At 67.8% G+C, this 26,907-nt stretch carries 24 protein-coding genes; 10 read left to right on the top strand and 14 right to left on the bottom strand.

What is annotated here, in order from left to right:
• Positions 1-21 precede the first annotated feature (21 nt).
• The 5 genes from B6K69_RS07140 to B6K69_RS07120 all read left to right on the top strand — a co-directional run bounded on the left by B6K69_RS07140 (position 22) and on the right by B6K69_RS07120 (position 7,474).
• Positions 22-1,671 carry a SulP family inorganic anion transporter gene (locus B6K69_RS07140; RefSeq protein ID WP_108643292.1) on the top strand — a complete coding sequence of 550 codons (1,650 nt, stop codon included), beginning with the start codon at positions 22-24 and terminating at the stop codon, positions 1,669-1,671.
• A gap of 356 nt (positions 1,672-2,027) precedes the next feature.
• Complete coding sequence (gene acs / locus B6K69_RS07135) at positions 2,028-3,992, top strand: acetate--CoA ligase (protein WP_108643291.1); 1,965 nt, start codon at positions 2,028-2,030, stop codon at positions 3,990-3,992.
• A gap of 1 nt (position 3,993) precedes the next feature.
• Complete coding sequence (locus B6K69_RS07130) at positions 3,994-4,668, top strand: adenylate kinase (RefSeq protein WP_107672269.1); 675 nt, start codon at positions 3,994-3,996, stop codon at positions 4,666-4,668.
• A 217-nt stretch (positions 4,669-4,885) separates the two neighbouring features.
• Positions 4,886-6,979, top strand: a complete 2,094-nt coding sequence (locus tag B6K69_RS07125) for an MFS transporter (protein WP_164681904.1) — start codon at positions 4,886-4,888, stop codon at positions 6,977-6,979.
• Positions 6,980-7,072: 93 nt separating this feature from the next.
• Positions 7,073-7,474 carry a response regulator transcription factor gene (locus B6K69_RS07120; protein ID WP_108643290.1) on the top strand — a complete coding sequence of 134 codons (402 nt, stop codon included), beginning with the start codon at positions 7,073-7,075 and terminating at the stop codon, positions 7,472-7,474.
• Positions 7,475-7,478: 4 nt separating this feature from the next.
• Here the strand turns inward: B6K69_RS07120 and B6K69_RS07115 are convergent, their stop codons facing one another.
• Together B6K69_RS07115 and truA are read right to left on the bottom strand one after the other, a co-directional pair.
• Positions 7,479-7,763 (bottom strand): hypothetical protein, encoded by a 285-nt coding sequence (locus B6K69_RS07115; RefSeq protein ID WP_108643289.1) that lies wholly within the window; start codon positions 7,761-7,763, stop codon positions 7,479-7,481.
• Positions 7,764-7,836: 73 nt separating this feature from the next.
• Complete coding sequence (gene truA / locus B6K69_RS07110; protein ID WP_108643288.1) at positions 7,837-8,610, bottom strand: tRNA pseudouridine(38-40) synthase TruA; 774 nt, start codon at positions 8,608-8,610, stop codon at positions 7,837-7,839.
• Between the two features lie 90 nt (positions 8,611-8,700).
• Here truA and B6K69_RS07105 point away from each other — a divergent pair, with 90 nt between their 5' ends.
• Positions 8,701-10,116, top strand: coding sequence for a YcjX family GTP-binding protein (locus tag B6K69_RS07105; RefSeq protein ID WP_108643287.1), 1,416 nt, complete (start codon positions 8,701-8,703; stop codon positions 10,114-10,116).
• Between the two features lie 23 nt (positions 10,117-10,139).
• Positions 10,140-11,132, top strand: coding sequence for a YcjF family protein (locus tag B6K69_RS07100; protein ID WP_108644823.1), 993 nt, complete (start codon positions 10,140-10,142; stop codon positions 11,130-11,132).
• Positions 11,133-11,143: 11 nt separating this feature from the next.
• Here the strand turns inward: B6K69_RS07100 and B6K69_RS07095 are convergent, their stop codons facing one another.
• The 3 genes from B6K69_RS07095 to B6K69_RS07085 all read right to left on the bottom strand — a co-directional run bounded on the left by B6K69_RS07095 (position 11,144) and on the right by B6K69_RS07085 (position 13,819).
• Positions 11,144-12,286: a serine hydrolase domain-containing protein gene (locus B6K69_RS07095; protein ID WP_108643286.1), complete on the bottom strand. Its 1,143-nt coding sequence runs from the start codon at positions 12,284-12,286 to the stop codon at positions 11,144-11,146.
• Between the two features lie 93 nt (positions 12,287-12,379).
• The gene (gene pth / locus B6K69_RS07090; protein WP_108644822.1) at positions 12,380-13,054 is read right to left on the bottom strand and encodes an aminoacyl-tRNA hydrolase; all 675 of its coding nucleotides are present in this window, start codon (positions 13,052-13,054) and stop codon (positions 12,380-12,382) included.
• A gap of 168 nt (positions 13,055-13,222) precedes the next feature.
• Positions 13,223-13,819 carry a 50S ribosomal protein L25/general stress protein Ctc gene (locus B6K69_RS07085; RefSeq protein WP_107672275.1) on the bottom strand — a complete coding sequence of 199 codons (597 nt, stop codon included), beginning with the start codon at positions 13,817-13,819 and terminating at the stop codon, positions 13,223-13,225.
• 241 nt (positions 13,820-14,060) lie between these two features.
• Between B6K69_RS07085 and B6K69_RS07080 the strand changes: the two genes are divergently transcribed.
• Positions 14,061-15,221, top strand: coding sequence for an MFS transporter (locus B6K69_RS07080; RefSeq protein WP_108643285.1), 1,161 nt, complete (start codon positions 14,061-14,063; stop codon positions 15,219-15,221).
• Here the strand turns inward: B6K69_RS07080 and B6K69_RS07075 are convergent.
• The 5 genes from B6K69_RS07075 to B6K69_RS07055 form a co-directional block, all read right to left on the bottom strand.
• The gene (locus B6K69_RS07075) at positions 15,209-16,783 is read right to left on the bottom strand and encodes a 5-guanidino-2-oxopentanoate decarboxylase (protein ID WP_108643284.1); all 1,575 of its coding nucleotides are present in this window, start codon (positions 16,781-16,783) and stop codon (positions 15,209-15,211) included. The genes B6K69_RS07080 and B6K69_RS07075 overlap by 13 nt on opposite strands.
• A complete protein-coding gene (locus B6K69_RS07070) occupies positions 16,780-17,967 on the bottom strand; it encodes a pyridoxal phosphate-dependent aminotransferase (protein WP_108643283.1) in 1,188 nt (395 codons plus the stop codon). The genes B6K69_RS07075 and B6K69_RS07070 overlap by 4 nt, the downstream gene beginning before the upstream one ends.
• On the bottom strand, positions 17,964-18,638 hold the full coding sequence (locus tag B6K69_RS07065) for a TetR/AcrR family transcriptional regulator (RefSeq protein WP_108643282.1): 675 nt from the start codon (positions 18,636-18,638) through the stop codon (positions 17,964-17,966). The genes B6K69_RS07070 and B6K69_RS07065 overlap by 4 nt, the downstream gene beginning before the upstream one ends.
• Positions 18,639-18,731: 93 nt before the next feature.
• Positions 18,732-19,634, bottom strand: coding sequence for a cation diffusion facilitator family transporter (locus tag B6K69_RS07060; protein WP_108643281.1), 903 nt, complete (start codon positions 19,632-19,634; stop codon positions 18,732-18,734).
• Between the two features lie 43 nt (positions 19,635-19,677).
• On the bottom strand, positions 19,678-20,259 hold the full coding sequence (locus tag B6K69_RS07055) for an SH3 domain-containing protein (protein ID WP_418260465.1): 582 nt from the start codon (positions 20,257-20,259) through the stop codon (positions 19,678-19,680).
• Between the two features lie 138 nt (positions 20,260-20,397).
• Between B6K69_RS07055 and B6K69_RS07050 the strand changes: the two genes are divergently transcribed.
• Positions 20,398-21,384: a 2-hydroxyacid dehydrogenase gene (locus tag B6K69_RS07050; protein ID WP_107672281.1), complete on the top strand. Its 987-nt coding sequence runs from the start codon at positions 20,398-20,400 to the stop codon at positions 21,382-21,384.
• Here B6K69_RS07050 and B6K69_RS07045 read toward each other — a convergent pair.
• Complete coding sequence (locus tag B6K69_RS07045; RefSeq protein ID WP_108643280.1) at positions 21,360-22,100, bottom strand: endonuclease/exonuclease/phosphatase family protein; 741 nt, start codon at positions 22,098-22,100, stop codon at positions 21,360-21,362. The two genes, B6K69_RS07050 and B6K69_RS07045, sit on opposite strands and share 25 nt — an antisense overlap.
• Positions 22,097-23,449: a phospholipase D-like domain-containing protein gene (locus tag B6K69_RS07040; RefSeq protein WP_108643279.1), complete on the bottom strand. Its 1,353-nt coding sequence runs from the start codon at positions 23,447-23,449 to the stop codon at positions 22,097-22,099. Before B6K69_RS07040 ends, B6K69_RS07045 begins: the two co-directional genes overlap by 4 nt.
• Before the next feature lie 148 nt (positions 23,450-23,597).
• Between B6K69_RS07040 and B6K69_RS07035 the strand changes: the two genes are divergently transcribed.
• The gene (locus B6K69_RS07035; protein ID WP_108643278.1) at positions 23,598-24,344 is read left to right on the top strand and encodes a TerC family protein; all 747 of its coding nucleotides are present in this window, start codon (positions 23,598-23,600) and stop codon (positions 24,342-24,344) included.
• 75 nt (positions 24,345-24,419) lie between these two features.
• Here the strand turns inward: B6K69_RS07035 and B6K69_RS07030 are convergent, their stop codons facing one another.
• The gene (locus B6K69_RS07030; protein ID WP_228156830.1) at positions 24,420-25,685 is read right to left on the bottom strand and encodes an NAD(P)/FAD-dependent oxidoreductase; all 1,266 of its coding nucleotides are present in this window, start codon (positions 25,683-25,685) and stop codon (positions 24,420-24,422) included.
• A gap of 61 nt (positions 25,686-25,746) precedes the next feature.
• Positions 25,747-26,907 carry an iron-containing alcohol dehydrogenase gene (locus B6K69_RS07025; protein ID WP_108643277.1) on the bottom strand — a complete coding sequence of 387 codons (1,161 nt, stop codon included), beginning with the start codon at positions 26,905-26,907 and terminating at the stop codon, positions 25,747-25,749.

The raw sequence follows: 26,907 nt of genomic DNA, 5'->3' as shown, positions 1-26,907 counted from the left end.
GATCCCCCTTCCGGTGGTGAAATGACCGACCAGATCCGACTGTCCCGCGTGCCGGAAGAGTTCCTTCCGAAAATCGTCACCGTTTTCCGCGAAGGCTATGGGGCGGCCGCGCTGCGGGCCGATGCGCTGGCCGGGCTGACGGTGGCGATCGTGGCGCTGCCCTTGTCGATGGCGATTGCCATTGCCAGCGGCGTCGGCCCCGAGCGGGGGCTGACGACGGCGATCATCGGCGGCTTCCTTGTCTCGGCCTTCGGCGGCAGCCGGTTCCAGATCGGCGGGCCGGCCGGGGCGTTCATCGTGCTGGTTTCGGCCTGCGTGATGACGACCGGGATCGACGGGCTGATCACCGCAACCTTCCTGTCGGGCTTCATCCTGATCGCGGCGGGGCTGCTGCGGCTGGGAACCTATATCAAGTTCATTCCCTATCCGGTGACGGTTGGCTTTACCGCCGGGATCGGGGTGATCATCTTTGCCAGCCAGATCAAGGATCTGTTCGGCCTGACCCTGACCGCGGGCGAGCCGGCCGAGATTCTGGGCAAGCTTGAGGCGCTGTGGGCGGCGCGCGGGTCGGTCACGCCGCAGGCGGTGGCGGTGGCGGTGGCGACCATCGTCACCATCATGGCGGTGCGGCGGTTCAGGCCGCATTGGCCGGGGATGCTGATCGCGGTGGTGCTGGCGGCGGTCGGGGCCGTGGCGCTGAACCTGCCGGTTGAAACCATCGGCAGCCGCTTCGGCGCCTTGCCGAACCTGCCGCCGCTGCCCGCCCTGCCGGTGCTGGACCGGGCGGCGGTGATGGCGGCGCTGCCCTGGGCAACCAGCTTCGCGCTGCTGGGGGCGATCGAGTCGCTGCTGTCGGCAGTGGTGGCCGACGGGATGAGCGGTGCGCGCCATCGGTCCAATGCGGAACTGGTGGGGCAGGGCGTGGCGAACATTGGCAGCGCGCTGTTCGGCGGCTTCTGCGTGACCGGCACCATCGCCCGCACCGCAACCAATGTGCGGGCCGGCAGCCGGGGGCCGGTGTCCGGCATGTTGCACGCGCTGTTCCTGCTGGCCTTCATGGCGGTGGCGGCGCGCTATGCGGCCTATATCCCGCTGGCCGCGCTGGCGGGGGTGCTGGCCGTGGTCAGTTGGGGCATGATCGAGAAGGAAGAGTTCTGGAACCTTGTCCGCGGATCGCGGGGCGATGCGCTGATCATCCTGTCCACCTTTCTGCTGGTGGTGTTCCGCGACCTGACCGAAGGCATCGTGGTGGGCTTTGCCATCGCCGGGCTGGTGTTCATCAAGCGGATGTCCGATGCCACTGGCCTGCGCCAGGGCGAACTGCCCGCCGAGGAGGCAGGCTTCACCGCGGGCGACGTGCTGGTCTATCAGTTGAACGGCCCGTTCTTCTTTGGCGCGGCGGCGCAGGTGGGGGGCGTGCTGGACCGGATCGCCGAACGGCCGCGCATCTTTGCGGTCGATTTCACCGAGGTGCCGATGATCGACAGTTCCGGCGCCAAGAGCTTTGAGGTTCTGGCCCGCAAGATGCATCGCAAGGGCGGGCGGCTGTGCATCGTCGGCGCCCGGCCCGAGGTGCGGCGCGCATTGCAGGCGCAGGGTCTGACGGAAGCCGAGGCGCGCTACCTGCCCGATCTGGCCGCCCTGAAGGACTGCATCGCCACGCACGGCTGATTGCCGCCCGCGAATCACCCACGTTTTCGTGAGCGCCTGCCGGCACCGCTGGCAGGCGCTGCGCGGTGTCGGGGCCGTCGCCCTGACGCCGCGTAAGCCCGGGACAGAACACCGGGGCTGACTTGTGAATCTGCAGCACGTTGAAAAAACGCATCAAATCGGATGCGAGCTGCGGGATATTTACATAATTCACGCTTTATTCGTTAATTTATTTACAGAAAAATGTTTGCGTTAAAAGGGGTTATCAGAAAATTGACGATGCAGTAGAGTGACGTTGGGAGAGATCTTCCCGGGACGACCCGGAGGATGTGGCGCAGGCATGGCCCCGGCCTGCGATTTTATGGGGGGAGAACGCCATGAAGGACCAGCCAGACGCGAGCGCCGTCTATAAGCCGTCGGATGACTTCGTTGCGAACGCGCATGTCGATGCCGGCGCCTATGCGAAGATGTACGCGGCCTCGGTCGCCGATCCAGATGCCTTCTGGGCCGAACACGGCCAGCGGATCGACTGGATCCAGCCCTTCACCAAGGTGAAGAACACCAACTTCGAATTCGGCAAGGTTGACATCAAGTGGTTCGAGGACGGCACGCTGAACGTCAGCGCGAACTGCATCGACCGCCACATGATCACCCGCGCCAACCAGACCGCGATCATCTGGGAACCCGACGACCCCAAGACCCCGGCGCTGCACATCACCTATGCCAAGCTGCTGGAAGAAACCTCGCGCATGGCGAACGTGCTGAAGTCGGTTGGCGTCAAGAAGGGCGACCGTGTCGTCATCTACCTGCCGATGATCCCCGAAGCGGCCTATGCCATGCTGGCCTGCGCGCGGATCGGCGCCATCCATTCCATCGTCTTCGCCGGCTTCTCGCCCGATGCGCTGGCCAACCGCATCAACGACTGCGACGCCAAGGTGGTGATCACCGCCGACTATGCGCCGCGCGGCGGCAAGAAGACCCCGCTGAAGGACAACACCGACAAGGCGCTGCTGCACTGTTCGGACCGGGTGAAGTGCCTGGTGGTCAAGCATACCGGCGACCAGATCCACTGGATCGCCGACCGCGACATCGACCTGCGCCAGCAGATGGACTGGGCCAAGCCCTATTGCCCCTATGTGGAAATGGGGGCCGAAGACCCGCTGTTCATCCTGTACACCAGCGGTTCGACCGGCAAGCCGAAGGGGGTGGTGCATACCTCGGGCGGGTATCTGGTCTATGCCTCGATGACCCAGCAACTGACCTTCGATTACCACGACGGCGATGTGTTCTGGTGCACCGCCGACGTGGGTTGGGTCACCGGCCACAGCTACATCATCTATGGCCCGCTGGCGAACGGCGCGACCACGCTGATGTTCGAAGGCGTGCCCACCTTCCCCGACGCCGGCCGGTTCTGGGAGGTGTGCGCCAAGCACAAGGTCAGCCAGTTCTACACCGCCCCGACCGCGATCCGCAGCCTGATGGGCCTTGGCGCGGAATGGGTGGAAAAGCACGACCTGTCCTCGCTCAAGGTGCTGGGTTCGGTGGGTGAACCGATCAACCCCGAGGCCTGGAACTGGTACAATACCCATGTGGGCAAGGGCACGCGTCCCATCGTCGATACCTTCTGGCAGACCGAAACCGGCGGCCACATGCTGACCCCGCTGCCGGGCGCCATTCCGGCCAAGCCGGGCTCGGCCACGCTGCCCTTCTTCGGCGTCAAGCCGGTGGTTCTGGACCCGGCAACCGCCAAGGTCCATGACGAGGTGGAAACCGAAGGCGTGCTTTGCATCGCCGATAGCTGGCCGGGCCAGATGCGCACGCTCTGGGGCGACCATGAACGCTTCCAGGAGGCGTATTTCGCCCAGTACAAGGGCTATTACTTCACCGGCGACGGCTGCCGCCGCGATGCGGATGGCTACTACTGGATCACCGGCCGTGTCGATGACGTGATCAACGTCTCGGGCCACCGGATGGGCACGGCCGAGGTCGAAAGCGCGCTTGTGGCGCATGAGAAGGTGGCCGAAGCGGCGGTCGTGGGCTACCCGCATGACATCAAGGGCCAGGGCATCTATGCCTATGTCACGCTGATGAAGGGTGTCGAACCCAGCGATGCGCTGCGCAAGGAGCTTGAGGCCTTTGTCCGCCAGGAAATCGGCCCCATCGCCAAGCCGGACCTGATCCAGTGGGCGCCCGGCTTGCCGAAAACGCGCTCGGGCAAGATCATGCGCCGCATCCTGCGCAAGATCGCCGAAAACGACTTTGGCAGCCTGGGTGATACCTCGACGCTGGCCGATCCGTCAGTGGTGGACGATCTGATCGAAAACCGCATGAACCGGCACTGAGATGGCGGCATCCCAGTCCCCCGTCCTGATCCTGCTTGGCCCCCCGGGGGCCGGGAAGGGCACACAGGCGCGTATCCTGGAGGAGGACTTCGGTCTGATCCAGCTTTCGACGGGTGATCTGCTGCGCGCCGCCGTTGCCTCGGGCAGCGAGGCCGGCCGTCGGGCGAAATCGGTGATGGACGCCGGCGGGCTGGTCAGCGACGAGATCGTCCTGGCCATCCTGCGCGACCGGATGGCGGCGCCGGATGTGGCGCGCGGCATCATCCTGGACGGCTTTCCCCGGACCGATGGCCAGGCCTCTGCGCTGGATGTGCTGCTGGCCGAAACCGGCCAGCGGGTGACGGCCGCGATCAGCCTTGAGGTTGATGACGAGGCCATGGTCGGCCGCGTTGCCGGCCGCAGCACCTGCGCCACCTGCGGCGAAGGCTATCACGACGAATTCAAGCGGCCCGCCGTGGCGGGCACTTGCGACAAATGCGGCGGCACGGCGTTCAAGCGCCGCGCCGACGACACCGCCGAAACTGTGCGCGAAAGGCTGAAGGCCTATCACGCCCAGACGGCACCGCTGATCGCCTATTACGACGGCAAGGGCGTGCTGGAGCGGATCGACGCGATGGGAACCATCGCCGCGATCCGGGCCGCGCTGGGGGCCATCGTGGGGCGCGTGGCGGCCTGACGACCAGCCGGCATCCGGGCAGGAGGAGCCCGGGCGCCGGACAAGACCGGAAGGGGAGGCGGACCGCACCACCTGCGGGATGCCCTCTCGCCCGACCTCCGGCCCCGCAGGGGGACGGGGGCCCAGGGGCCCGGCCCGTCTTTCGCGGGCGGGCAAGAGGCCGAATGCGAAAGGGAACCGCTCCGACCGCAAGGCGGGGCAACATGGAGGAAGCCAAATGGCTATGACCGGTTCGGACGTGCGCGATCGCTCGCGTCCCATGACCGCAGAGGAGAAGAAGGTTATTCTTGCTTCCTCTGCCGGGACCATCTTCGAGTGGTACGACTTCTATCTTTACGGCTCGCTCGCCGCGATCATCGGCGCGCAGTTCTTCACCCCCTTCCCGGAAGCCACGCGCAACGTGTTTGCGCTTCTGGCCTTTGCGGCGGGCTTCATCGTGCGCCCGTTCGGCGCGCTGGTGTTCGGGATGCTGGGTGACCTCATCGGCCGGAAGTACACCTTCCTGATGACCATCCTGATCATGGGCCTGTCGACCTTCATCGTCGGCCTGCTTCCCAACTACTTCTCCTGGGGCATCGCGGCGCCGATCATCCTGATCGTGCTGCGCATGGCGCAGGGTCTGGCGCTTGGCGGCGAGTACGGCGGGGCCGCGGTCTATGTGGCCGAGCACGCGCCGGCCAACCAGCGCGGCTACTTCACCGCCTTCATCCAGACCACCGCGACGCTGGGTCTTCTCCTGTCGCTGGTCGTCATCCTGTCGGTGCAGGGCTATGTGAACGGCGCCTATCCCGACCAGCCGGTGCTGGACGCGGCCGGTGCGGCCACCTTCAACGCCGACGGCACGCCGGCGATGATGAAGGCGTTCAATGCCTGGGGCTGGCGTATTCCGTTCCTGGGCTCGATCCTGCTGCTTCTGGTTTCGCTCTACATCCGCCTGCAGATGAACGAATCCCCCGCCTTCAAGAAGATGAAGGAAGAGGGTTCCGCCTCGAAGGCGCCGCTGCGCGAAGCCTTTGGCCAGTGGAAGAACGCCAAGATCGCCCTGATCGCCCTGCTCGGCCTGACCGCCGGCCAGGCCGTGGTGTGGTACTCGGGCCAGTTCTACGCGCTGTTCTTCATGCAGAACGTGATCAAGGTCGACAGCTTCAGCGCCAACGTCTTCGTGGCCTGGTCGCTGATCCTGGGCACCTGGGGCTTCATCTTCTTCGGCTCGCTGTCTGACCGCATCGGCCGCAAGCCGATCATCCTGGCGGGCTGCCTGATTGCGGCCATCACCTACTTCCCGGTGTTCAAGTTCCTGACCGCCACCGCGAACCCCGCTCTGCACGCCGCGCAGCAGGTTCCGGTCGTGGTGACCGCCGATCCGGCTGACTGCTCGTTCCAGTTCAACCCGGTCGGAACCGCGAAGTTCAACAATAGCTGCGACATCGTGAAAGCCACGCTGTCGAAGAGCTCGGTGAACTCGACCACGGTCGAAGCCCCTGCTGGCACCGTTGCCACCGTCAAGGTGGGCGAGACCGAAGTGGTTGCCTATGACGCCGCCAAGAACGCCGCGGCCATCGCCGATGCCAAGGCTGCCCTTGCCGAAGTGTCGAAGGGGATCGACGCCGCCGCGCTGACCGCGCTGACGGATGCCGAAAAGGCCGTGGCCGCCGCGAAGGCTGCCGTCGGCACCGCCCAGAAGGCGCTGACAGCCGCCGAAGCCGGCACCGATGACGCGGCCAAGGCTGCGGCGCAGGCTGCCGTTGACAGCGCGACCGCCGCCGTTGCCCCGCTTCAGGCGACGCTGGACACCGCCCGCATGGCGGTTCCGGCTGACATCCTGGCCAAGTATGACGAGGCTGCGGCTGTTGTTGCCAAGGAAAGCGGCGTGAAGGCCGCTTTCGAAAAGGCCCTGAACGATGCGCTTGGCGCTGCCGGTTATCCGCTGGTTGCCGACAAGAACACCACAGTTGCCAAGGCGCAGAACTTCATCGACATCTTCACCGCGCAGAAGCTGACGATCATCGCCACCCTGACCTATCTGATCCTGCTGGTGACGATGGTTTACGGCCCGATCGCCGCGATGCTGGTGGAACTGTTCCCGACGCGCATCCGCTACTCGGGTCTGTCGCTGCCCTATCACATCGGCAACGGCTGGTTCGGTGGCCTGCTGCCCGCGACCGCCTTCGCGATCTCGGCCCAGTCCGGCAACATCTACGCCGGCCTGTGGTACGCCATCGTGGTTGCGGTCATGACCGTGGTCATCGGTGCGATCTTCGTGCCGGGCGGCACCCACAAGAAGGACATCTTCGCCGACACCGGCAAGTGATGCCTCACGCCCGGGCCGGGGTTCGCCCCCGGCCCGGGCTTTCTGCTTCTTTCTCGTTTGGCCGTTTTGCAGATACTCAGGTGAGACCAAGCGATGCCCGCGGACGTTGCCGTCCCAGTCAAGGCGCATCCGCGCCATGTGATGATCGTCGAGGACGACGATTCCATCGCGCTTGCGCTGGAGTTCGTTCTGGGCCGCGAAGGCTATGCGCATGAACGGGTGGCTGACGGAGCCGAGGCGCTGCGGCTGATCCGCGACCGCCGCCCCGATCTGGTGCTGCTTGACGTGATGCTGCCCGGCCTGTCGGGCTATGACATCTGCCACCAGTTGCGCGACGATCCCGCCACCGCCGGTATCCGCATCCTGATGATGACGGCGCGCGGCTCCGCGCAGGACCAGCGCCGCGCCCGCGATCTGGGCGCCGATGGCTTCGTGTCAAAACCCTTCGAACTGGAAAGCCTGCGCCGCGAATTGCGCCGCCTGCTGGCCGCCTGAGCCGTCAGCCGCCGCGGGCGCGCTGGATCGCCGTCCAGATGCCCAGAACCACCCCCAGAATGACGCTGTTCGCGACCACACCCGTCGCCACCTGCCGCCACAGCGGTTCGGGGCTGGCGGTGCCCATGGTGGTGGGCAGGATCACTGCCACGAAAAGCACACCCGCGGCCAGCGGCAGCCAGACGCCCGTGGCAGAGCGGGTGCGCAGCATGGTGAAGACAAGCGCGACGATCAGGCCAATGCGGAACGGATCGGCAAGTTGCGACAGGATCAGTTGGCTGAGGGTCATGCAGGGGCCTTTCTTCGCTGTGCAGAATTCCTAAGCCAAACCGGCCTGCCGGTCCACCGTTTCGCCCTTGCGATCAGCCGGCGAAGGGATCGGCCGGATAGGTGACGCCCGTCAGATACAGGCCCTGTGGCGGGGCAACCGGTCCGCAGGCGGCGCGGTCGCGGGCGGCAAGGGCGGTTGCCACCCGGTCCGGGGGCCAGGCCCCGGCGCCGACACGTTCCAGCGTGCCGACGATCGAGCGCACCTGATTGTGCAGGAAGCTGCGGGCGCGCAGGGCAAAGCGGATTTCCGTGCCGCCCGGATAGGGGTGTTCGGACACGGTGATCTCGTCCAGCGTCTTGACCGGGCTGTCGGCCTGACACAGCGCCGCGCGGAAGGTGGTGAAATCGTGCCGGCCCACCAGATGCGCCGCGCCTTCGCGCAGTGCATCCAGATCGGGGCGCGACAGCACCTGCCAGACCAGACCCGCGTCATGGGTGACCGGCGCGCGGCGGGCGACCATGCGGAACAGGTAGCGGCGTTCCACAGCCGAAAACCGGGCGTGGAACTCGTCATCCACGCGGGCGCAGGCGGTGATGGCCACCGGCAGCGGCCTGAGATGCCAGTTCAGCGCCTCGGACAGGCGGAACGCGTCCCAGTCGCGCGCCAGATCGGCATGGGCGACCTGACCCGTGGCATGAACGCCGGCATCAGTGCGCCCGGCTGCCGCAATGCGGTGCGGCCCCGGTTCCAGCCGGGCCAGCGCCTCCTCGATGGCGGCCTGCACCGAGGGCTGGCCATCGGCCTGCCGCTGCCAGCCGCAGAACGGGGCGCCGTGATATTCAACCTTCAGGGCATAGCGCGACATGTCGCGGCGATTAGCGCATGGTCCCCGGCCTGTCCACCTTTCCAATGGCCGCTGTCGCGCCTATCTTGCGCCCGAAGAAAAGGACGCATCTTGGCACTCTTCGGGATCACGGACGGTATTGCGCGGGGCGTCGAGGGCGTGCAGGCGCGCGTTTCGGAATATCTGTTCGAGCCGGTGATCCGGCTGGGCGTCACCGGCCTGTCGCGCGCCGGCAAGACCGTGTTCATCACCGGGCTGATTTCCAACCTGCTGGCACGGGGGCGGATGCCGCAACTGACGGCTGAACGCGAGGGCCGGATCGAGGCGGTCTATCTGCAACCGCAGCCCGACGATACGCTGCCGCGCTTCGACTACGAAGGCCATATGGCCGCGCTGATGGCCGAGGTGCCGCGCTGGCCGGACAGCACGCGGTCAATCTCGGAACTGCGACTGTCGTTCCGTGTGCGGCCCGGAGGCTGGTTCGCGGGGTTCCGCGGGCCGACCGTGGTGCATCTGGATATCGTGGATTATCCCGGCGAATGGCTGCTGGACCTGTCGCTGATGGAGAAATCCTACGAGACATGGGCGCATGACACGCTGATCCGGCTGGAAGAGCGGCCCGAGGGGGCCGAGTATCTGGCGCTGGTCCGGGCCGAGGATGGCGCTGCCCGGCTGGACGAGGCCCGCGCGCAGGCGCTGGCCCGCAGCTTCACCACCTATCTTCAGGCGGCGCGGGCGGCCGGACATTCCGATTGCACGCCGGGCCGGTTCCTGTTGCCCGGCGATCTGGCCGGATCGCCCGTGCTGACCTTCGCGCCACTGCGCCACCCCGGCCAGATGCCGCGGGGCAGCCTCTGGCGAGAGATGGAGCGGCGCTATGCGGCCTACAAGGACCGCGTTGTCGCGCCGTTCTTCCGCGACCACTTTTCGCGCATCGACCGGCAGGTGGTGCTGATGGATGTGCTGGGGGCCATCCATCAGGGACCGCGCGCAGTGGAAGACCTGCGCCGGCTGATGGCCGAAATCCTGCAGGCGTTCCGCGTGGGGCGCACCGGCTGGCTGGCCACACTTCTGGGGGCCAAGCGGGTGGAAAAGATCCTGTTCGCGGCAACCAAGGCCGACCATCTGCACCACGAACAGCACCCGCAACTGGCGTCCATTGCCGAGGCGCTGGTGGCCGAAGCCAAGGGACGCGCCGAATTTGCCGGGGCCGAGGTGGCGGCGCTGTCGCTGGCGGGCCTGCGCGCCACGGTGGAAGAGGTGATCGAACGCGACGGGCAGCGGCTGCCCTCGGTCAAGGGGCGGCTGTTGTCCACCGGCAAGCCGGCGGTGATGTATCCCGGCGCGCTGCCGGCTGATCCGTCGCGCGTGCTGGCGCCTGCGCGGGGCGGGGCGACGCGCTGGCTGGATGCCGAATACGGGCTGATGACCTTTGCCCCCGCACGGCTGAACCTGCGCCCCGGCGAAGGCCCGCCGCATATCCGCCTGGACCGGGCGGTCGAGTTCCTGATCGGAGACCGTCTGTGACCGAGGCGCCCAAGCCCTTTCTGATGGAGCTGGAGGACGACGAGGCCGATCCCTCGACCGCGCCGCCGGTGCCCGATACCCTGCCTTCGGGCGAGGCGATGCAGGCGCTGGCCAGCATCGCCACCGCACCGCCGAACCGGCTGCGCCGCTTTGCGGTCTGGGCCTTCGGGGCGCTGTTCAGCTTTGTCTTGTCGGTGGCGGCCTGGGAATTCGTGACCGACCTGCTGGCGCGCAATCCGGTTCTGGGCTGGATCGCGGTGGTTCTGGTCGGGCTGGCGGTGCTGGCCGCGCTGCTGCTGTCGCTGCGCGAGATGGCGGGCTTTGCCCGGCTGGCGCGGCTGGATGCGCTGCGCAGCCGCGCGGCCGAAGCCCATGCCAGGGCCGACCTCAAGGCCGCGCGTGGCGTGACGCAGGCGGTGCTGCGGTTGTATGACGGGCGGCCCGAGGCGGCCTGGGGCCTGTCGCGGTTTCATGAACGCGCCGATGAGCTGATGGATGCCGACGCCCTGCTGTCGCTGGCCGAGGCCGAGGTGCTGGCACCGCTGGATGCGCTGGTGAAGGCCGAGATCGAAGGCGCCGCGCGGCGGGTGGCGGCGATCACGGCCTTTGTGCCGCTGGCGCTGGTCGATGTGGCGGCGGCGCTGTTTTCCAACCTGCGCATGATCCGGCGCATCGCGGAGATCTACGGCGGCCGCGCCGGCACGCTGGGAAGCTGGAAGCTGATGCGACGGGTCTTCACCTCGCTGGTGGCCACCGGGGCGGTGGCGCTGACCGATGACCTGATCGGGTCGGTCGCGGGCGGGGGGGTGCTGTCCAAGCTGTCGCGCCGGTTTGGCGAAGGCGTGGTCAACGGCGCCCTGACGGCGCGGATCGGCATTGCCGCCATGGACCTGTGCCGCCCGCTGCCCTTTGTGGCGACGGAACGGCCCAAGGTTTCGGCCCTGGTCAGCCGGGCGCTGGCGGGGATGATCCCGCGCAACGGGGCGGCCAAGGGCAACGGTGGCGGCCAGGCCTGACCGGCGCGGGGTTACAGCGCATCGGCGATGGCGCGCAGCATGGTCAGGTTCTGCGCCTCGACGCCCGGTTCCTCGAACCCGCGGTCGGCCGCGTTCACGGCGATGGCGATGCCCTTGGTGCGGTCGATCCAGAGGTATTGCCCGTAGATGCCCCGTGCCATCACCTCGCCGGGGCGGGCATCGTCGGGCACCCACCACTGGAACCCGTATCCCGCCCCATCGGGGGCCTGTTTCGTGGTCATCGCCTCGACCCAAGGTTCGGGAACGATCTGCGTGCCGTTCCAGCGGCCGTTTGCGGCGATCATGCCCGCGACCCGGGCATAGTCGCGCGTGCGCATGTTCAGCCCGCCCAGAACGAAGCTGACGCCCTCGCCATCGGCCAGGTAATAGGGCGCGGCCTCAAACCCCATCGGGGTCAGGATGCGGTCTTCCAGCAGTTCGGGAATGTCCTTGCCGGTGGCGCCGCGGATCACCATGCCGATCACATGCGTATCGACCGAGACATAGTGCATATGGGTGCCGGGTTCGGTGGCGCGTTCGGTCAGGCCTGCGGCAAAGTCATCCATGCTGCCACCAAGGGCAAGGATACGGCCCATCTTGTTGATGTCGGACCAGAAATCCATGTAGTCCTCGTTGAAGGCCACGCCCGAGGTCATGGTCAGCACGTCGCGGATCGTGGTGCCGTCATAGGCCGAGCCCTTCAGCGACGGCGCGTATTTGATGACCGGATCGTCGATCGAGGTGATGGACCCGTCGGCCAGCACAAGGCCGAACAGCGAGGCCAGCACCGATTTCGCCATTGACCAACTGATCCGCAGATCGTCCGGCCCGGTGCCAAGGTAATAGCTTTCGTGCCGGATCTGGCCATCTTTCAGCACGACAAGCCCCGTCACGCTGCGCGCCTTGATCCAGTCCTCCGCGCCGGGGGGCAGGGTCATGGGTTCCCCCTGCGGCAGGGGCGAAACCGGCCCGTCGCCCCGGCTCAGGGCCCGGGTCAGGAACAACTTGTCCATATGGCTGAAATTCTGGACGATCGTGCCGGGGGAAAACAGCGAATTGGCCGCCATCAGGCGGGTGATCTCGTCGCGTTTCCAGGCGGCGACGGCCGCCAGTGCGACAACCGCGATCAGCAAAACCTTCAGGATGCGCCGCATTCCCGTTTCTCCTCCGTGCCCCTGCCGCAGGAAGCATCAGGCGCGGGCCGCAATCAAGCGCGGGCAGGTCTGGTTGACGTTACGTCGGGCCAGTCAGCGGAACTTGTCGAGCAGCTTCTGCATCGGGCTGCGGCTGTCTTCGGCGGGGGGCTCCGGCGGGGTGGCGCGCGGCTTTTCGTCGGCTGTGGCCGAAGACCGGGGCGGGGCGGTGCGCAGCGACACCGCGTTCATGAAGCGGGTGCCATCGCCCGCCGCCAGGGCCGCCGCCCCGTCCGACAGGCCGCGCAGCAGATCGTCCAGCCAGTCCTGATCGGCCTTGGCGAAATCGTGCAGCACATAGGCGGCCACGGCATCCTTGTGGCCCGGGTGACCGATGCCCAGCCGGACCCGGCCGTAGGTCTCGCCCAAATGGGCATGGATGGACCGCAGCCCGTTGTGCCCGGCATGGCCGCCGCCCTGCTTGACGCGGCACTTGCCGGGGGCAAGGTCCAGCTCATCATGGAAAACGGTAATGTCTTCGGGGCCGATCTTGTAGAAATCGGCAGCGGCGCGAACCGACTGGCCGGAGAGGTTCATGAAGGTTTCGGGCTTGAGCAGCACCACCTTTTCGGCGCCCAGCCGGCCTTCGCTGGCCAGCCCCTGAAACGCCTTCTTCCACGGGCCGAAGCCATGGTCGGCCGCGATGCGATCCATCGCCATGAAGCCGATGTTGTGCCGGTTGCCCGCGTATTTCGCGCCGGGGTTGCCAAGGCCGACAAAGAGTTTCACCGTTCCTGCCCCCGTCATCCTGTCGCTCCGGGCCGCCCGGATCTGACCCCGCCGGTATAGCGGCGATGCGCCGCCCCCTCAACCGGCAGCCCCGGATGATGCGCCTGCCGGAATGAAAACGGGGGGCGCGAAGGCCCCCCGTGATCCTGTTCTGCAAAGGCCCTGACCTTATTCTTCGTCAGCCACCGCGGCCAGACCGGCCGGAGCTGCGATGTTTGCCACGGCGAAGTTCCGGTTGACGGTCGGCTTGACGCCGGCAGGCAGCGGAATGTCGTTGATGTGGATCACGTCGCCGATCACCTTGCCGGTCAGGTCAACGGTGATGTGGTCAGGAATATCCCCGGCCATCACTTCCAGTTCGACTTCCGGGCGCATCACCGTCAGCGTGCCGCCGCGCTTCAGGCCGGGGCTGGCTTCGTGGTTGATGAAGGTCACATGGATGAACAGGTTGATGCGCGATTCGTCGTGAATGCGCATGAAGTCCACATGGGTGGGCAGATCCTTGACCACATCGCGCTGCACACCGCGGCAGATCACATGCGTGTCAGGCTGGCCTTCAACCTTGAGGTTGAACAGCGTCTGCAGGAAGCGACCGGCCTTCAGGCGCTTCAGCAGGTAGTAGTAGTTCAGGTTGATCGGCGTCGGCTCTTTGCCGTCGCCATAGACGATGCCGGGTACGTAGCCCTCTCTGCGGGCTTGACGGGCGGCCCCCTTGCCTGTCCCCGTCCGCACCACGGCCTGAAGATCGGGGATCTCGCGAGCCATTGGTTCTCTCCTAATGTTCGTCCGCCATCCTCCAAGGGTGCATGGCGCGACCCGCGGCCTATAGCGGGGAATCTGCGGCAGGGAAAGCCCGAATTCCGCCGCCACCGCAGGAAAAGCAGGCAGTCCGGCCCCTGTTCCGCAAGGCCCGCGCCGTTTCGCGCGCTTTCGGTGTCGCGCGCAGGATGGACGGGCAGGGGCGCGGCGGGCAAGGTCGCGGTTCCTGAAAGACCCGGAGTCCGTGATGCCCCTTGCCCGAACCCTGATCGCCGCGCGGCCGGCGGTGGCGGCCTTCGCCGCCATGGGCGTGCTGTGGGGCACCTTCGCCGCCGTTCTGCCCGATCTGAAAACCATGCTGGGCGTTGACGAGGCGCGGCTGGGGTTTCTGCTGCTGTTCACGCCGCTGGCGGCGGTGACGGCCATGCTGCTGGCCCCCGTCATCGGGGCCGGTCTGGGCCGGATTGCGCTGCCGCTGTCCGCCGGGGCCATGGCGCTGGCTTTTGCGCTGCCGGGGCAGGTGCCCGTGGTCTGGCTGTTTCCGCTGGCCATGATGTGCTGCGGCGCGGCCACCGGGCTGACCGATGTGCTGATGAACGCCCGCACCGCCCAGATCGAGACCGAGCGCGGCCTGCACCTGATGAACCTGACCCATGCCGCCTATTCCTTCGGCTATGCCGCCGGGGCGATCGGCACCGGCTTCATGCGCGGCTGGGGCTGGGGGCCGGGCTGGGTCATGGGGGTGATGGCGGCCTTCGGGCTGCTCTGCGCGCTGCTGACCTGGGAACGGGACGGCACCATCCATGGCCTGCGCAAGCCGCAGGATGGATCAGGCGGCGGGCTTGGCCTGTTGCCGGTGATTGGCGGCGGCATGGTGCTGATCGCCTTCCTGACCGAGAACGCGGCCGAGAACTGGTCGGCGCTGCATATCGAAAAGACGCTGGGCGGCAGCCCGGCCGAAGGGGCGCTTGGCCCGGCGGCGCTGGCGCTGACCATGGGGTTTGCGCGGCTGGCGGGGCAGGGCATTGCCGGCCGTATCAGCCCGACCGCGCTGCTGAAGGGGGGCGCGGTCATCTCGGCCACGGGGGCGCTGATCGCGTCGCAGGCCATTTCGCCCGCCATGGCCTATGCCGGCTTCATCGTGATGGGAATCGGCTCTTCGGTGATTGCCCCCACGGCGTTTTCGCTGGTGGGCCGCCTTGGCCCGCCCGAGGCGCGGGCGCGGGCGGTCGCGCGGGCCACCCTGCTGGGCTACTTCGGCTATTTCTTCGGTCCGCCGACGCTGGGGTTTGTCGCCGGGGCCTTCGGGCTGCGGGCGGCCTTCGTCGTCGCGGCCTGCGCGCTGCTCTGCATCTTCCCGCTGGCCGCGCTGATGCTGCGGGCCAGCGGCCGGGTTCAGCGCGCCTGAACCTCGATCAGCCGGGGGCCGGGGGCGGGGCTTCGCAGCGCTTGGGCCAGTGCCTCCGGTTCCTGCGGGACGCGGGCATAGGGCAGGCTGCAGGCGGCCGCGAAATACGCCATGTCGAACGGGCTGGGGCTGCAGCCGATCACCTTCGTCTGGGCGGCGATCATTGCCTCGGCGATCTCGCGGTAGGCGGCGTTGTTCCAGACCAGAAACGTGACGGGCAGGGTTTCATCGACCGCGACCCGAAGCTGGGCCGGGTCAAAGCCAAGGCCGCCGTCGCCGATCAGGCAGACCACCGGGGTGCCCGGCGCGGCCACCGCCGCGCCGATGGCCGCGCCGGGGCCGAAGCCAAGCGCGCCATAGCCGGTGGCGGCGTTGAACCAGCCGCGCGGGCGGTCATGGTCATAGAACAGGTTGGCGGCATAGACCGGCTGGGTGCTGTCGCCCACGATCAGCGCGCCCGGCATGGCATCGCGGATGGCCTCGACCATCGCCAACTGGTCGGACATCCCCGGATGCAGCCCCGCCAGTTCGGCGCGGGCGGCGCTGCGGGCGGTTGCGGCACGGGCGGCACCATCGCCCTGCCGGGGCGCCAGCCTTGCGGCCAGCGCAGCGGCAAAGGCGCCGGCGTCGGCCTGCACGGCCAGCCGGGCCGGATGGCGGGCCAGTTGGGCGGCACAAAGATCGACACGGATCATGGATGACAGATCCGGCAGGCGACCGTTGACATACATGTCATAGTCGGTCGGCCCCAGTTCGGTGCCAAGCGCCAGAATTGCATCGGCGCCGCGGATCAGGTCGCGCGTCGCCTCAAGGCTGGGCGAGGCGGGAACGGCCAGCGGGTGCCCGTGCAGCAGGCCACGGGCGTTGGCGGTCTGGATGACGGGGGCATCCAGCGCTTCGGCCAGCGATTGCAGCGCGGCTTCGGCAAAACGGGCGCCGCCGCCGGTCAGGATCACCGGGCGTTGCGCGGCCGACAGCAGGGCCGTGGCCGTCTCAAGGTCTTGGGCAGTTGCCTGCGGCGGGGCCGGCAGCGCTGCGGGGGTGTCCAGTTCGGGGCAGGGCAGGCCCATCACATCGGTCGGAATCTCGATATGGGCGGGGCCCGGGCGGCCGCCCAGCATGGCGGCAAAGGCGCGGTCCAGCACCGCCCCCAGATCGGCGGGGTCGGTCAGGGTTTCTGTGGGGCACATGGCGCGGACCATCGCCGCCTGATCGGGCAGTTCATGGAGCAGGCCCAGGCCCTTGCCCAGCGACGCGCGGCGGTTGACGCCCGAGATTACCAGCATCGGCACGGAATCGGCCTTTGCCTGCGCCATGGCGGTCAGCGTGTTGGTCAGCCCCGGCCCGGTGATGACGAAAGCCACCCCCGGCTTGCCGGTCACCCGCGCATAACCATCGGCCATGAAACCCGCGCCCTGTTCGTGACGCGGCGTGACATGGCGGATCAGCCCCTGCGCAAGGCCGCGATAAAGCTCGATCGTATGTACGCCCGGGATGCCGAACACCACCTCGACCCCGCGCGCGGCCAGACCCTGAACCAGCCGTTCGCCAACCGTCGTCATGCCGCGTGTCCTTGCAGGCGGGCGGCATGGACCGCGATGCGCCGGATCGCCTCGGCCACGCGGGCGTCGTCCTGCGTCAGCGAAATGCGCAGCCAGCCGCCCAGGCTGCTGCCGAAACTTTCGCCCGGCATGGCGGCGACCGACTGTTCTTCCAGCAGGCTGCGGGCGAAGGCTTCGCCCGACAGGCCGGTGGCCCGCACATCCAGCAGCGTGAACATGCCGGCCTCGGGGCGATGCACCCGCAGCCCGGCCACGCCATCCAGCCCGTCAAAGAACATCGCCGCGCGGCGGGCAAAGCGCTCCGTCATGCCGGCCGCAACCGGCGAAGGTTCGGATACTGCAAGCGCCGTCATGTCCGCGATGAAGGGTTGCGCCCCGAAAAGCATGGTTTCTGAAAGCGGCAACATGCGCGAGATGAATTCGGACGGCCCGATGACCCAGCCCGAACGGAAGCCGGGCGCCGCGTGCGACTTGGAAATCGAGGCGGCGATCACCGTGCGTTCGGCCAGGTCCGGCAGATCCAGCGGCGAGGTGAAGGCGACCCCGGGGAAGACCAGATCCTCATAAACCTCATCGGAAAGGATCCAGAGATCATGCTTGCGGGCCACCTCGCCCAAGGCGGCAATGTCTTCGCGGCGCAGCACCGCGCCGGTGGGGTTGTGCGGCGTGTTCAGGAACAGCACGCGGGTGCGCGGGGTGATCCGCGCCTCGACATCGGCGGCCTGCATACGGAAGCCGTGTTCGGGCCGCAGCGGCACGGGCACCATGGTCGCGCCGGTCTGCGCGATCAGCCCTTCATAGGTGGCATAAAGCGGATCGCCCAACAGCACCTCATCGCCGGTTTCGACCAGCGTCCGCAGGATTCCGTAAAGCGCCGTCTGCGTGCCGGTGATGCAGATCACCTGATCTGTGCCGATCGGCCGGCCCCGGCGGGCGGCATAGCGGCGGGCGATGGCGGCCACCGTCTCGGGTTCGCCCCGGCCGTTGGAATAGCCGGTCCGCCCGGCCTGCATCGCCCGGGTTGCCGCCTGGATCAGGCTGTCGGGCGTGGGCACGTCGGGTTCGCCGATGGTGAATTCCAGAATGTCCCGGCCCGCCGCAGCCAGCGCGCGGGCGCGGAAATGCAGATCCCATTTGGCCGAGCCAAGGTGTTTCAGCCGTTCGGTCACGCTGGCGTATTTCATGCTTGGGCCTTTCCGGGTGTCGTGTGCAGTTCGGGAATGAAGGTGGTGTGGCGGGTCAGGTCGACGCCAAGGATGGCGCTGATCGAGCGCAGGCCGATGCGGACCAGTTCGCCGGGCTCAAATCCGCGCGGCAGGACCGAGCCTTCCAGCCACAGCCCGTCCAGCACGGCATTGCAGGCGATGGCCTCTTGCCGCAGTTGCGCCGTGGTCACGTCCGGCCGGTCCAGATCGGCGATCAGCGCCTGCAACTGGTCGCGGTAGCGCAGGTAGCTGCGTTCATGCTGGGCCAGCAGGGCCGCATCCTGCTGGACCTGGTGCAGATAGCCCGCCCAAAGGCCAACCGCGCGGGCGTCCACCACCGGCGGGCGCAACGAGGCGGCGACAAAGGCCGCAAGCCGTTCGCCGGGATCGGCGCCCACGCCGGCCAGAGCATCAGCGCCCTTGTCGGTCATCCCGTCGACCAGCGCGGTATAGGCGGCGCGGGTCAGTTCGTCCTTGGACCCGAAGTAATGCCGGATCAGCCCCGGTGTCACCCCGGCCCGCGCCGCGATGGCGCGCACGGTTGCCGCCTGCGGCCCACCCTCGGCCACCAGTGCCTGCGTGGCCGCGATCAGCGCCTCGCGGCGGTTCTCTTCGGTGTCGCGAATGAAGCTGCGGCGTTCTGGTTGCATGGGTAATCGGACCGGGGCAGATTGTTATACATCTGCATAATCTCCGGTCGGGGCGGCCTGTGCAAGCCTGTTTGCGGCATGTCGCCGGTCTTTTCAGGTGCCCGGCTGGCCGTCGCGCGCGGCAACATCCTTGTGGATGATGACATCGGTCTGCGGATAGGCGGTCAGGATCGCGCGCCGCAGGCTGGCACCAATGGCATGGGCCTCCCGCAGGGTCTGCTCGCCGTCCAGTTCGATATGCAGGTGAACAAACACCCGGCTGCCTGCGGTGCGGGTCTTCAGATCATGGTAGCCGTGAACGCCCGGCCAGCTCTTGGCGATGGCGGCGATGCCGGCAATCAGGGCAGGGTCGGCGCGTCGGTCCATCAGCGCATCCCAGGCGCCGCTGCCGATCCTGATCGCGCCCAGGATCATGAAGCCTGCCGCCGCCAGCGCGATCACCGCATCCACCTGCGGCAGCGCGAACCGGGACGAGGCGATCAGCGCCACGATGGCGCCGATGTTCGGCAGCAGGTCGCCGATGTAATGCAGCCGGTCTGCCGCCACCACACGGCTGCCGGTGCGCCGCGCCACCCGGCCTTGCCACCAGACCAGCGCCAGCGTCAGCACGACTGAAACCGTCATGGCGATGATGCCGCGCCCTTCGGCCTGAAGCTGGGTCGCCTCTCCGGCCAGCAGGCGCAGCACGGCCGAAACGGCAATGATCACCGCCGAGACCAGGATGAACACCGATTGCCCCAGCGCCGCCAGATCCTCGGCCGAGGTGTGGCCGAAGGCGTGGTCTTCGTCCGCCGGGCGCGCGGCGTACAGGATCGCGGCCGCCGCGGCCAGTGACATCACCAGATCCAGCGCGCTGTCGGCCAGAGAGGCGGCCACCGACAGCGCGCCCGTTTCCGAAAGCGCCCACAGCTTCAGCGCCACCAGCACGCCGGCGACGCTGACCGAGGCAAGCCCGGCGGAAAGGGTAAGGCGTGAGTCGTGGTTCGGGAGTGTCATGCGCCACCCCTAACCGGCAGAGGCGCGCCGTGCAATTAGGGGTTTATTCGATGATCTCGCCGGGCAGCACGCCCCAAAGCGCGGTCTTCTCGACCCAGCCCTTTTGCCCGTCGGCGGAAATCCGGCACCAGTCGGGCTGACATTCGATGACCTTGGCGATCACGCCCATCTCGGCCTGCGCCTCGACCGGGGCGCGGAGGTCGGGCTTGCTGCGCAACTCGGCCATGTCCAGCGTGATCAGCACGGTGCGCACGCCCGACAGCAGGGCATAATGCACCCACCCGCCGGCGCCGTCCTGATCCTCGACCCGGCGCCAGTGTTCGAATTCGGCGGTGATCATCAGCGGCATCCCGGGCCGGGTGAACACCCAGTCGATCCGGTGCGTCAGCCCCGGGCCCCGGCGGGCGTTGCCCTCATCGCCCTTGAGGCTGACAAAGCGCGGCAGGGGCAGGTTGGTCACGCAGCCGAAGCCCGGCTTGCAGTCCTTTCCCGTCTTGGTTTCAGGCGCGTCTTCCGATGGCATCGCCGCATCGGTTTCAACCCCGGCGGTCTCTTGTGCCGCAAGGGGCAGCGCCACCGCGCCGAACATCAGGAAAACCAGGAACGCCAATCGTCCACGAAACATGTCACTTGCCCGTCTTCGCCGCCCGGCCGGGAATTCGCGGCCGCGGCGATGTTGCCTCGTCTCGGGGCTTGTGATCCGCCCCGCTTCGCCCCACTCTGCCCCAGCAAGACGCCCAAGGGAAGTGTTGAGGGAGAGACCATGCCTACGCCGCGACTGAGTGTTGTTGTCACGCGACGCCTTCCCGAGGCCGTCGAGACGCGGATGAAAGAGCTGTTCGATGTCGAATTGCGCGATCCCGATACCGCGATGAGCCGGGACGAACTGGCCGCCGCCATGCGGCGGGCCGATGTTCTGGTGCCGACCATCACCGATACGATCGACGCGGGCCTGATCGCGCAGGCGGGCGACAAGCTGAAACTGATCGCCAACTATGGCGCGGGGTTCGATCATATCGACGTGGCGACCGCCCGGCAGCGCGGGATTCTGGTGTCGAACACGCCCGGCGTGGTGACCGAGGATACCGCCGACATGGTGATGGCGCTGATCCTGGGGGTAACGCGGCGCATTCCCGAAGGTCTGGCCAAGATGCAGTCGGGCGAATGGGAAGGCTGGTCGCCCATGGCCAACCTGGGCGGGCGGCTGGCGGGGCGCCGGCTGGGAATTCTGGGCATGGGGCGCATTGGCACGGCGGTGGCGCGGCGGGCGCGGGTGTTCGGGTGCCAGGTGCATTACCACAACCGCCGCCGTCTGCGCCCCGAGGCGGAGGCCGAGGTTGAGGCGACCTGGTGGGAAAGCCTGGACCAGATGATCGCGCGGATGGACATCCTGTCGATCAACTGCCCGCACACGCCTTCCACCTTCCATCTGATCAACGCGCGCCGGCTCAAGCTGATGAAACCTTCGGCGGTGATCGTGAACACCTCGCGCGGCGAGGTGGTGGATGAAAATGCCCTGACCCGCGCGCTGCGCGCGAATGAGATCGCCGGGGCCGGTCTGGATGTCTATGAGCGCGGCGCCGACATCAACCCGCGTCTGCGCGAACTGCCGAATGTCGTGCTGCTGCCCCATATGGGCAGCGCCACGCTGGAAGGCCGGATCGAGATGGGCGAGAAAGTCATCATCAATATCAAGACCTTCGCCGATGGCCACCGCCCGCCGGATCAGGTGGTGCCGGGGATGCTCTGACCCCTCGGCAGCAAGGTCAGATCGGCCACCAGCGGCAGGTGGTCCGAGGCGCGGCGCGTCAGGGCGGTGTGCAGGGCGGTTGACGATTGTGCCTGAAAGCCGGGGCTGATGGCGATGCGGTCCAGCGCGAACAGCGGGCGACGGCTGTGCCAGGTTGGCCCGCCCGACAGGATCTGGAACCGCGGCGACAGCCGGCCCAGGCCCACCCGCAGCGATCTTTCGTTGAAATCCCCCGCGATCAGCGTGGGCATGTCCATGGCAGGCGGGATCAGATCGTTCAGCGCGCTGAGCTGCAACCGACGGCTGGCACGCAGCAGACCCAGGTGCACACCGAGTATGCGAAAGGTATGACTGTTCGTGGCCACCACCGCCTCGATCATGCCGCGCGGTTCCAGACCCGGCAGGTCATGCAGGGCGGTGCGGACCAGATCGAGACCCGGCCGCAGCAGCAGGGCATTGCCGTGCCAGCCCAGACTTTCGCGGCCATGGTCGAAGCGCACCGCGCGCAGGCCGGTGACTTCGGCCAGTCGGTCGGCCGCCAGCACCGGCGGGCGGGGGGGAAGGCGGAAGTCGGCCTCTTGCAGCAACACTGCATCGGCGCCGATGCCGGCGATCACCCGCATCACCCGCTCGGGGTCGCGGCGGCGGTCGGTGCCAAGGGCCTTGCGGATGTTCCAGGTGGCGATGCGCAGCGGCGCGGGATCGGTGTCGGTCACAGGATCGGGGCCCCCAGACGGAAGATGCCCTCGACCAGACGCCGCGACCGGGTGGCGGGGCGCAGGCCTTCGGCGCAATCGGGGGCCAGGCCAAGGAACCAGCCTTCCAGCGCGGCCACGGTTTCGGCGTCATAGATCATCAGCGCGGTTTCAAAGTTCAGCAGCATCGAGCGCACGTCGAAATTGGCGGACCCCACCCAGCCATAGCCGTCAATCAGCCCGGCCTTGGCGTGCATCATGCCGGGCAGGTAACGCTGGATGCGCACCCCGGCGGCGGCGGCTTCGCGCAGATAGGCGCCGCGGGCCAGATCGGCGGTTGGCTGGTTCGATTTGTCAGGCAGGCACAGCCGCACATCGCGCCCGGCCCGGGCCGCGGTGGCCAGCGCCAGCGCAAGGGGTTCGGTCGGCACGAAATAGGGTGTCGCCAGCCAGACCCGGCGGTCGGCCCGCTGAATGGCGGCGACCAGCCCGTCATGCAGCACATCATGCGCCTCGTCCGGCCCGGCTGGCACCAGTTGCACCCGCGACGCGCCGGCCGGGGCGCAAGGGGCCGGCAGCGGAACGGCTTGCCCGCCGGCAACGTGCCAGTCCGAGGCGAAAACCTCGGCATAGGCCAGGGCAGCGGGGCCGGTCAGGGTGAAGCTGAGGTCGGTCCAGCGGCCCGGGGGCGAGGCCAGATAGTCATCGCCCACATTGCGGCCCCCGGCCCAGACGGCGGTGCCGTCGGCGATCACCAGCTTGCGGTGGTTGCGCAGGTTCAGGTTCGCGGCCTTGCGCAGTGGCAGGATTGGCAGCAAGAGCCGCACCTCGCCCCCGGCTTCCACCAGCCGGTGCAGCGCCGCGCTGGGGCGGCGCAGCGATCCCAGCCGGTCAACTCCCAGCCGGACCGTGACCCCGGCCCGCGCCCGTTCTGTCAGGTGTTCGACGAAGCGGCGACCGCTGTCATCATCGGCCACGATGTAAAGCAGGGCGTCGATCCGGGTTGAGGCGCCGCTGACCAGCGCGTCAAGCGCATCGCGGGCCGCTTCGGGCGTGGCGTGCAGGTCAAGGCGGTTGCCCGGCAGGGCGGGTGCGGCGCCCAGCCGGTGAAACAGCGTTGCCATGCCGGCCGGATCATCGGCCGTGGCCGGGGCGGGGATTGCCAGACGCAGCGGCGTCTTGCCCCGGCGTTCCTTGCGGAAGCCCAGCAGAAGGAACAGCGGCACCGCCACATAGGGCAGGGCGATGATGAACAGAATCCAGGCTGCCGCCGACTGGGGCGACCGCCGCGCCTGCAGGGCCAGAATCATCGACAGCGCCACAAGGAAGACGCCCAGGACGACGGCGAGATGTTCCAGCACAAGGATCATGCGGCCATGCTAGCCGCGCTTTCGCCCCGCCGCCAAGCCCGGCTCTGCGCGGTCGGGCGCTTTTCCCGAAGCGGACCTCGGGTTCATCTTGAAGAGACCCCCGTCATTCCTTACCAGTCTGCACAAAAGAACAGGGAACCGGGACATCATGGAAATATTCACCTACGATGGCTTTCTCATCCTGCTGCAGGTCATCGGGATCGACCTGGTGCTGGCGGGGGACAATGCCATCGTGATCGGGCTGGCCGCCGCAGGTCTGCCCAAGGACCAGCGTGCCAAGGCCATTCTGGTTGGCATCATTGCCGCGACGATCATGCGCATCGGTTTTGCGCTGATCACCACGCAGCTTCTGGCGATCATCGGCCTTCTGCTGGTGGGCGGCCTTCTGCTGCTGTGGGTCTGCTGGAAGATGTGGCGCGAGCTGCGCGAAGGCGGGCATGAGGCGGAACATGCCGCCGCCGAGGCGCTGGCCGACGAAGACCTGAACAAGGACGGCACCATCGCCGGCGGCGCCCCGCGCAAGACCTTTGCGCAGGCGGCGACGCAGATCGTGATCGCCGACGTGTCGATGTCGCTGGACAACGTGCTGGCGGTGGCCGGCGCGGCACATGCGCATCCGACGGTGCTGATCGTCGGGCTGGTGCTGTCGGTGGCGCTGATGGGCTTTGCCGCCTCGTTCGTGGCGCGGCTGCTGAACAAGCACCGCTGGATCGCCTTCATCGGCCTTGCGATCATTCTCTATGTCGCGCTGAAGATGATGTATGACGGCGCGCTGGAGATCATCCATGGCCGCAAGGAACATCCGGCGGTCGAGCTGATCGAGGCGGCTCCGGCCACGGGGGCGCCTGCGGGCACCACCACCGCACCTGCCCCGGCGGCGACCTCATCACCCTGACCGGGCGCAACTACACGCACGGAAACAGGAACCCGCCCCTCTGGTCTGAGGGGCGGGTTCTTTCGTTCCGGGGTCTTAGAACCGGGCGGGGCTGACCGAGGCCAGCCGTGGATCAGCCCCCCGGCCAAGGATCAGGTCAGCCACCAGCCGGGCGGTGACGGGGGCCAGCGTGACGCCCAGATGACCGTGGCCGAAGGCATGAACCACCTCGGCCCCGCCGGCAGAGGGGCCGATCACCGGCAGGCTGTCGGGCAGGCTGGGGCGGAACCCCATCCAGTCGCGGTCGGGGGTGGCGGGCAGGTCGGGGAAGATGGAACGCGCGCCTTCCACCAGTTTCGCGATGCGGTGGGGGGATGGCGGCAGCTTCAGCCCGCCCAGTTCCACCGTGCCCACGGCGCGCAGGCGGCCCTCCATCGGGCAGAGGTAGAAGCCGCGTGCGGTGGGGCAGCAGGGGCGGTTCAGCCGCGGCGCGGGCATGTCCCATTCGACGTGATAGCCGCGTTCGGTATCCAGCGGAATCCGGTCGCCGGCCATGGCGGCCAGCGGGCGCGAATGGGCCCCGGCGGCCACCACCACGCGGCGGGCGTGCAGGTGCAGGCCGGGGCCGGTCAGCGTGATGCCGTCGGGCCGCCGGGCCATGGCCGTCACCGGGGCGCGGATGTGGTCGGCCCGGGCGGTGACATGGGCGGCAAGGGCGCGCATCATCTGGCCGGGATCGTTCAGAAAGATCGCCTGCGGGAAATAGGCGGCCCCCGCCATGGGCGGAAGCGCGGGTTCCAGCCGGGCCAGATCGTCGCCGGACACCAGATCGACCGTCACCCCAAGCGCGCGGCGACCGGCCATGTCGGCCTCGGCCGCCTGCCGCTGGGGGGCGGTCTGGTACAGATACAGCGCGCCGCGCTTTTGCAGGATGTCGCCGGCATTGATCCGGTCGGCCAGATCCAGCCACAGGGGGCCTGCGCCCTGCAACAGCGCGGCGATGGCGGCGGCGTTGCGGCGGGCGGGGCCGGGCAGGGACTGGAAGGCGAAGCGCAAGAGCCAGGGCATCAGCGCGGGCAGCGCCTCGCGCCGGATCGCCAGCGGCGAGTCGCGGTCGAACAGCAGCGCGGGCAGGCCGCGCAGCACATCGGGCGTGCCGACCGGGTTCACCGCGTAATCGGCGATGGTGCCGGCATTGCCATAGGACGTGCCCATTCCCGGCTCGCCCGGATCGACCAGCGTCACCTCGCGGCCTTCGGCCAGCAGCCGTTCGGCAATGGCCAGACCCACGACGCCGGCGCCGAGGATCGCGATATCGGTGGTCAGGTGGTGGGTCATGGTGCTGCGGGCGGACCTGCGCACCCCGCGTCTTCCGCCGCGCCTTGGGCGACGGGAAGCGGGGCGCGCAGGACGCGCCACCTTGTCAGAGGCAGGCTTCGAACAGCGCGCGGGTGTTCTTGCGCGTCATCTTCACCGGATTGCCGCCGCAGGACGGATCTTCCAGCGCCATCTCGGTCAGCATGTCGAGATCGGGGTTGGTCACGCCCAGTTTCGTCAGGTTTTCCGGGATGTTCAGTTCTTCGCGCAGGTCCATGATCCGCGACCGGAAGCCCTTGTAGCCGCCCTTGATGCCGCAATAGGCCGCCGCCGCCGCCAGCCGGTCCTTCACGGCCTTGCGGTTGAAGTCCAGCACCATGGGCATGACCACGGCGTTGGTGGTGCCGTGATGGGTGTTGTAGACGGCGCCGATCGGGTGCGACAGCGAGTGGATCGCGCCAAGCCCCTTCTGGAAGGCGACCGCGCCCATGGCGGCGGCGCTCATCATGTGGCCGCGGGCCATCAGGTCATCGGGGTGCTTGTAGACCTTGGGCAGGTTTTCGAACACCAGCCGCATCCCTTCCAGCGCGATGCCCTGAGACATCGGATGGTAGAAGGGGCTGCAATAGGCCTCAAGGCAATGCGCCAGCGCATCCATGCCGGTGCCGGCGGTGATGAACTTGGGCATCCCCACGGTCAGCGCCGGGTCGCAGATCGTGACCTTGGGCATCAGGGCGGGGTGGAAGATGATCTTCTTCTTGTGGGTTTCGCTGTTGGTCAGCACACCGGCGCGGCCGACCTCGGACCCGGTGCCCGCCGTGGTGGGCACGGCGATGATCGGGGCGATCTTCTTTGCATCGGCGCGGGTCCACCAGTCGTCGATGTCTTCCAGTTCCCAGACCGAGAGCTTGGGTTTCTGGCCCGCCATCAGGGCGATCATCTTGCCCAGATCCAGCGCCGAGCCGCCGCCGAAGCAGATCACGCCGTCATGCTTGCCGTCATTATAGACGGCGATGCCGGCGGCCATGTTCTTTTCGTTCGGGTTCGGGTCCACGTCGGAAAACACCGCGCGGCCAAGCCCGGCCTTTTCCAGCACGTCCAGCGCGGCGGCGGTGATCGGCAGGCTGGCCAGCGCCTTGTCGGTGACCAGAAGCGGCTTTTTCAGCCCGGCTTCCTTGGCGTGATCGGCCAGTTCGCCGATGCGGCCCACGCCGAACTTGATGGCGGTGGGGTAGGACCAGTTCCGGTTCGGAACGTCGTGAGACAT

This window comes from Pseudogemmobacter blasticus (genome assembly GCF_003071405.1).
GTDB lineage: Bacteria > Pseudomonadota > Alphaproteobacteria > Rhodobacterales > Rhodobacteraceae > Pseudogemmobacter > Pseudogemmobacter blasticus.
The sequence above is the reverse complement of the archived record's forward strand: the minus strand, read 5'-3'. Positions and strand labels throughout refer to the sequence as shown.